Raw genomic sequence first — 4,547 nt, 5'->3', positions numbered from 1 at the left:
GCCGTGTTCCACATCATCGCCGGTCCCCATTCGGTCTGGACCGCGCCAGTTTGGGGGTCGACGAGAACCTCGGTGGCTCGGTTGCCGGCCGGGTCGACCAGTTCGACGTAGAAGCCGTTGTCGAACTGCATCACCTCACCGCCGTGCAGCCCCCACCGCTTGCCGAACTGGGCGGCAGCGCGGTCGGCCTCCGCTATGCCTCGCACCTGCCGCTCACCGGGTAGCCCGCCGGCGACCCAGACGATGGAGGCGACCAGGGCGGCGGTGGCGGCGACGAGCACCGTGAGGGGCACCCACATTCGCCGCAGCCAGGTCATGACGAGCCCGGTTCCCGACCCGCGAGGTGCGCCCGAGCCTGCCTGTACTCGTCGGCATCGATCTCGCCGAGGGCGAACCGGCGATCAAGGATCTCCTGCGGCGTCTCCCGACCTTGCCGACCGTGCTCGCCTCCACCGGAGCATTGGACAAGCCCGATGACAGCCCAGACGATCACCGCGATGAGCGCGATCCACAGCAACATCATCAGCATCATCCAGGGCCAGCCCGGCCCGTATCCGTACATCATGGTGTCACCTCCGGCGGGGCGCGCCTTACCTGTTCATGGTCGCCCGCCGGACGCCAGCCTGTCAGGTACATAGGTCCCGTCCCTGCTGTGCCCAGACACGTGATGGCTGGCCTACGCCACCGCCGCGCTGCTAGCCGGCGGGGACGCGGACGGCCAGCCCGGTCGACATCGGCCCACAGCGGGCGACGAGCCAACCCCCACTGGCTCGCCGCCCGCTCTGCTGTGCGGGGCCTCCTACCGCCCGGCGGCCACCAGCTCGTCGACGCCGAGGAAGCCCCGACGATCCGCCGCACCGCTCTCGTGGTGCCGCCGCGTCGCGTGCACGTACACGTTCATCGTCGTCGTCACGCTGGCGTGCCCGGCCATCGTCCGCAGCGCGGCCAGGTCAACGCCCTCGGTGGCCAGCAGCGTCAGCAGTGAGTGCCTCAGCCCGTGCATCGCCTTCGGCGTCGCTTCGTTGCGTGCAGACGCCGGAGATGCCCCCAACCTCGTCTCGGCGGAACCTCTTAGTAGAGGTAGACGTTGACGGCGAAGGCAGCCAGGCCAGCGAGGACGGCAAGGCCGGGCCCGTGCGGGAATAGGGGCATGTGTGGGAGAGTTTATTTCTCCAGGTCGTGATTTTGCGTGTTTCAGTAGTTGATCTTTTGACATCCGCGGATCAGGTAGCGCGGGTGCTTTCGTCTTCCTCTTCGGGCGGATGTGGCCGCCGGGGCAAACGGCTCGGATAGCCGCAGGGTGCGGCTCTCCCACTCGCAAGGAGGAGACATATGGCACAGGGCACGTGAAGTGGTTCAACGACGGCAGGGGCTTCGGCTTCATCTCCGTCGACGACGGCAGCGCCGACGTCTTCGTCCACTTCTCTGACATCCAGTCGAACGGCTTCCGCAGCCTTGCCGACAGCCAGCGGGTCGAGTTCGACATCGCGCGGGGCCGGAAGGGCCCGCAGGCAGCGGGCGTACGCGTCCTCTGAGCAATCGTGATCATGACCGGGAACCCGTCGGGCTCGCGGCCATGTCGCTAACGGGCCAGCAGGAACCCCACCACCTAAACTCAGACAGGAGTCGCATGGGCGCGACCAATCCGCCGGCGGTCGTCGATCGCCTCGATGGCCCCCGCACCGTTAACGAACCCAAGCCGCTGCTCGCCGCGCCGCAAACCAGAGCAGGTGCGGTCGCGATCTGGATCTTCGTGGTCACCCCGTTCATCGCTCTCCTCGCCGCCATGCCGGTCGCGTGGGGCTGGGGGCTGTCCGGCGTCGACCTGACCTTGGCGATCACCACCTATCTGATCAGCGGGTTCGGCATCGCGGCCGGGTATCACCGCCACCTGACCCACGGGTCGTTCAAGGCGCGGCGCGGACTGCGCATCGCGCTGGCCGTGGCCGGATCGCTCGCCGTCGAGGGTTCGCCAACCCAGTGGGTCGCCAACCACCGCCGCCATCACGCCTTCTCCGACCGCGAAGGCGACCCCCACTCGCCTTGGCGCTACGGCACCAGCGTCACCGCAGTGCTCAAGGGCCTGTTCCACGCCCACATCGGCTGGATGTTCCGGCGAGAGCTGAGCAACCGGTCCCGCTTCGCCCCGGACCTGCTCGCCGACCGCGACATCCGCGTGGTCGACCGCCTCTTCGGGCCACTGGTCGCGGTGTCCCTGCTCACGCCCGCCCTGATCGGCGGCCTCGTCACCGGCACCTGGGCGGGCACGCTGAGCGCCTTCTTCTGGGCCGGGCTCGTCCGCATGGCCGTGCTGCACCACGTCACCTGGTCGGTGAACTCGATCTGCCACGTCGTGGGCGACCGGCCCTTCGTCAGCAAGGACCGGGCCACCAACTTCTGGCCCCTGGCAATCCTCTCCTTCGGCGAGAGCTGGCACAACTCCCATCACGCCGATCCCACCGGAGCCCGCCACGGCGTCCTGCGCGGCCAGCTCGACCCCGCCGCCCGGCTCATCTGGATCTTCGAGAAGCTCCGGCTGGCCCGCGACGTGCGTTGGCCGGTGCCCGAACGGCTCGACGCGAAGCGCACGCGGTAAGGCTGCGCTCTTCTGCGATGGCCGTATGTCCGCACTGGTGCTGGTCTGTGAAGGGTCGGACATCGAGGCCAACTGAGGTTGCCTTCGGGAAGTTCTCCCATCATGGACCGCACGACCGCCTCGGGCTGTGCCTCTGATCAGCGTCGAGCTGCCGAGCGGCGCAACTGAGGCTGGTTCTGGAAACCGCGGATCCCGCCCCCGACGCAGGCTGCGGCGCCGCATGAGGCGGCCGCCGACGACCTCACAGCATCACATCGGTTGGCGTCCGAGGGGCGGTCGACGGCTACGGGAGTGTCAAGTTGACGGCTGATCTTGGTTGTTGAGGAAGTCAGTCGGTGGCCGGGGTGAGCCGGCCCTTCGAAGGCGATCTGGAAGGCGTTCAGCGGTGCTTTCCAGCGCATGGTCCACCGGCGGCGGCAGACCCCGGTGGGGTCGAGGCTCATCAGCGCCAGGTAGACGCACTTCAGCGCGGCCTACTCACTGGGGACGTGCCCGCGCGGACGGCCTCGCGGATACGCGCGTTGACGCTCTCGATCACGTTCGTTCTGCAGACGACCTTGCGGATCTCCACGTCGTAGGCCAGGAACGCGAACTCGGCCCAGGCGTTCTCCCACAGTTCCTCCTGGCGTAGTGCAGAATCCACGGTGAGCTCGCGGCCTTGGGCATCAAGGTCGCCGCCTCGGCCGTCTGGGAAATCCTGCGGGAGCACGTCGTTGCGCCCGCACCGGAACGGCAGAGCACGACCTGGGCCGACTTCCTGCGCAGCCAGGCGGGCGCGCTGCTGGCCTGCGATTTCTTCGAGACCTGCACGCTGACCGCTGACCGCCTGTACGTCTTCGCGGTCATCGAGCACGCGATCCGACGCATTCGGATCCTGGGCGGCCCCCCGAAGCATGGGTCGTGCAGCTCGGGCGCAACCTCGTCATGGACCTTCAAGACGTGGACAGCAGGGCCAGGTTCCTGGTTCGTGACCGGGACTCGAAGTTCACACAGGCCTTCGACGCCGTGCTGGCCGATGCCGGACTGCGAGTCGTCAAGAGCGGTGTCCGGATGCCCCGGATGCGCCGGAAAATCATTCGCCCGGTGTAGAAAGCGGCTCCGGCGCCAGAGATTTTCCGTCACGACGTTCCAGACGGCGGCATGGCAGCCAACCGGCCACCGGAGAGCTCAAGCAGCTTTTGCCGCGATTCTAGAGATCAAGGCTGTGTGACAAGTTCAACCTTGCAGGAAGACTTGCGCCGAGTGATCTTGATGAGCCCTTTGTGCAACAGCGCCAGTCGGAGCGCCACGAGGTCGACGGCGATCCGCGCGCCCAAGACCAGCGACTCCGTGCGCCGCATCCGGCTGCCCGCTTCCTGGTCAACCTGCTCGCCACCGGCCTGGCCGAACACCACCACCCGATTCTGTCCCCGGCGCCTGCGGCAAACACCAACGCCAATCCAACTTCAACCGCGGGCCGTGACCGTCCCGCGGCCCGATGACCAATCCCAACACCCACCACAATTCTCCGCTGGGATGGCGATCACTGCCTTGGTGCCCCTCGCCTCCAAGGGCGAGCCTACCCTTCCACCGCTCGCTTGAGCGCCACGACATGAGCCGCGGTCTACCGTCGTGACACCCATGATCCAAGCCGGAGAAGCCATCACGATGAGCAGGCCAATTGATTACGACGCACCACGGCGACCCGCCGTTGAGGTTGAAGACGACAGCCTGGGGGAACTTAAGGCGCGCGGCGCGGCGCCGCAGTCAGCGAAAGTCGACCTCGACGAGGCCGAGGCTGCCGAGAACTTCGAGTTGCCCGGCGCGGACCTGTCCGGCGAGGAACTGACCGTGGCGGTCGTGCCGGTGCAGCCGGACGAGTTCCGATGCGCGCGCTGCTTCCTGGTGCACCATCGCAGTCAGCTCGCCACGCAGCCCGACGGCCGGGAGGCCTGCCAGGAGTGCTTCTGAG

8 protein-coding genes and 1 pseudogene are annotated in these 4,547 nt (G+C 67.5%); 4 read left to right on the top strand and 5 right to left on the bottom strand.

The features are described from left to right. From ACL02O_RS33680 to ACL02O_RS33670, 3 genes are all read right to left on the bottom strand, one after another. A partial coding sequence (locus ACL02O_RS33680) for a hypothetical protein (RefSeq protein ID WP_412822225.1) occupies window positions 1-299 on the bottom strand: 299 nt, incomplete at its 3' end. A 14-nt stretch (window positions 300-313) separates the two neighbouring features. Continuing rightward, window positions 314-565, bottom strand: coding sequence for an SHOCT domain-containing protein (locus ACL02O_RS33675; RefSeq protein ID WP_412822224.1), 252 nt, complete (start codon window positions 563-565; stop codon window positions 314-316). A gap of 234 nt (window positions 566-799) precedes the next feature. Beyond that, complete coding sequence (locus tag ACL02O_RS33670) at window positions 800-1,003, bottom strand: tyrosine-type recombinase/integrase (RefSeq protein WP_412822223.1); 204 nt, start codon at window positions 1,001-1,003, stop codon at window positions 800-802. A 343-nt stretch (window positions 1,004-1,346) separates the two neighbouring features. Here ACL02O_RS33670 and ACL02O_RS33665 point away from each other — a divergent pair, with 343 nt between their 5' ends. Continuing rightward, entirely contained in the window at window positions 1,347-1,535 is a 189-nt protein-coding gene (locus ACL02O_RS33665) for a cold shock domain-containing protein (protein ID WP_459560900.1), read from the top strand. Window positions 1,536-1,630: 95 nt separating this feature from the next. Then, the gene (locus ACL02O_RS33660; RefSeq protein ID WP_412822222.1) at window positions 1,631-2,596 is read left to right on the top strand and encodes an acyl-CoA desaturase; all 966 of its coding nucleotides are present in this window, start codon (window positions 1,631-1,633) and stop codon (window positions 2,594-2,596) included. 359 nt (window positions 2,597-2,955) lie between these two features. On the opposite strand, the pseudogene ACL02O_RS33655 reads toward ACL02O_RS33660, so the two are convergent. Further along, window positions 2,956-3,212, bottom strand: a pseudogene (locus tag ACL02O_RS33655) (transposase); the annotation flags it as partial. Between the two features lie 284 nt (window positions 3,213-3,496). Between ACL02O_RS33655 and ACL02O_RS33650 the strand changes: the two are divergent. Then, entirely contained in the window at window positions 3,497-3,685 is a 189-nt protein-coding gene (locus ACL02O_RS33650; RefSeq protein ID WP_412822221.1) for a hypothetical protein, read from the top strand. A gap of 107 nt (window positions 3,686-3,792) precedes the next feature. Here ACL02O_RS33650 and ACL02O_RS33645 read toward each other — a convergent pair whose 3' ends face one another. Then, a complete protein-coding gene (locus ACL02O_RS33645) occupies window positions 3,793-3,990 on the bottom strand; it encodes a hypothetical protein (RefSeq protein WP_412822220.1) in 198 nt (65 codons plus the stop codon). 226 nt (window positions 3,991-4,216) lie between these two features. On the opposite strand from ACL02O_RS33645, the gene ACL02O_RS33640 reads away from it, so the two are divergent. Continuing rightward, entirely contained in the window at window positions 4,217-4,546 is a 330-nt protein-coding gene (locus ACL02O_RS33640) for a DUF4193 domain-containing protein (RefSeq protein ID WP_459560899.1), read from the top strand. Window position 4,547: the final 1 nt, after the last annotated feature.

Origin of the sequence: Micromonospora mangrovicola (genome assembly GCF_047200535.1) — a bacterium.
In the GTDB taxonomy this organism is placed as follows: Bacteria; Actinomycetota; Actinomycetes; order Mycobacteriales; family Micromonosporaceae; genus Micromonospora.
Note: the sequence above shows the minus strand (reverse complement) of the source record. Positions and strands in the feature narration are given on the sequence as shown.

Excerpts from the sequence above, each read along its gene's own strand:
- ACL02O_RS33660 (WP_412822222.1), top strand. The coding sequence starts at position 1,631 with ATGGGCGCGACCAATCCGCCGGCGGTCGTCGATCGCCTCGATGGCCCC.
- ACL02O_RS33670 (WP_412822223.1), bottom strand. The coding sequence starts at position 1,003 with ATGCACGGGCTGAGGCACTCACTGCTGACGCTGCTGGCCACCGAGGGC.
- ACL02O_RS33640 (WP_459560899.1), top strand. The coding sequence starts at position 4,217 with ATGATCCAAGCCGGAGAAGCCATCACGATGAGCAGGCCAATTGATTAC.
- ACL02O_RS33675 (WP_412822224.1), bottom strand. The coding sequence starts at position 565 with ATGATGTACGGATACGGGCCGGGCTGGCCCTGGATGATGCTGATGATG.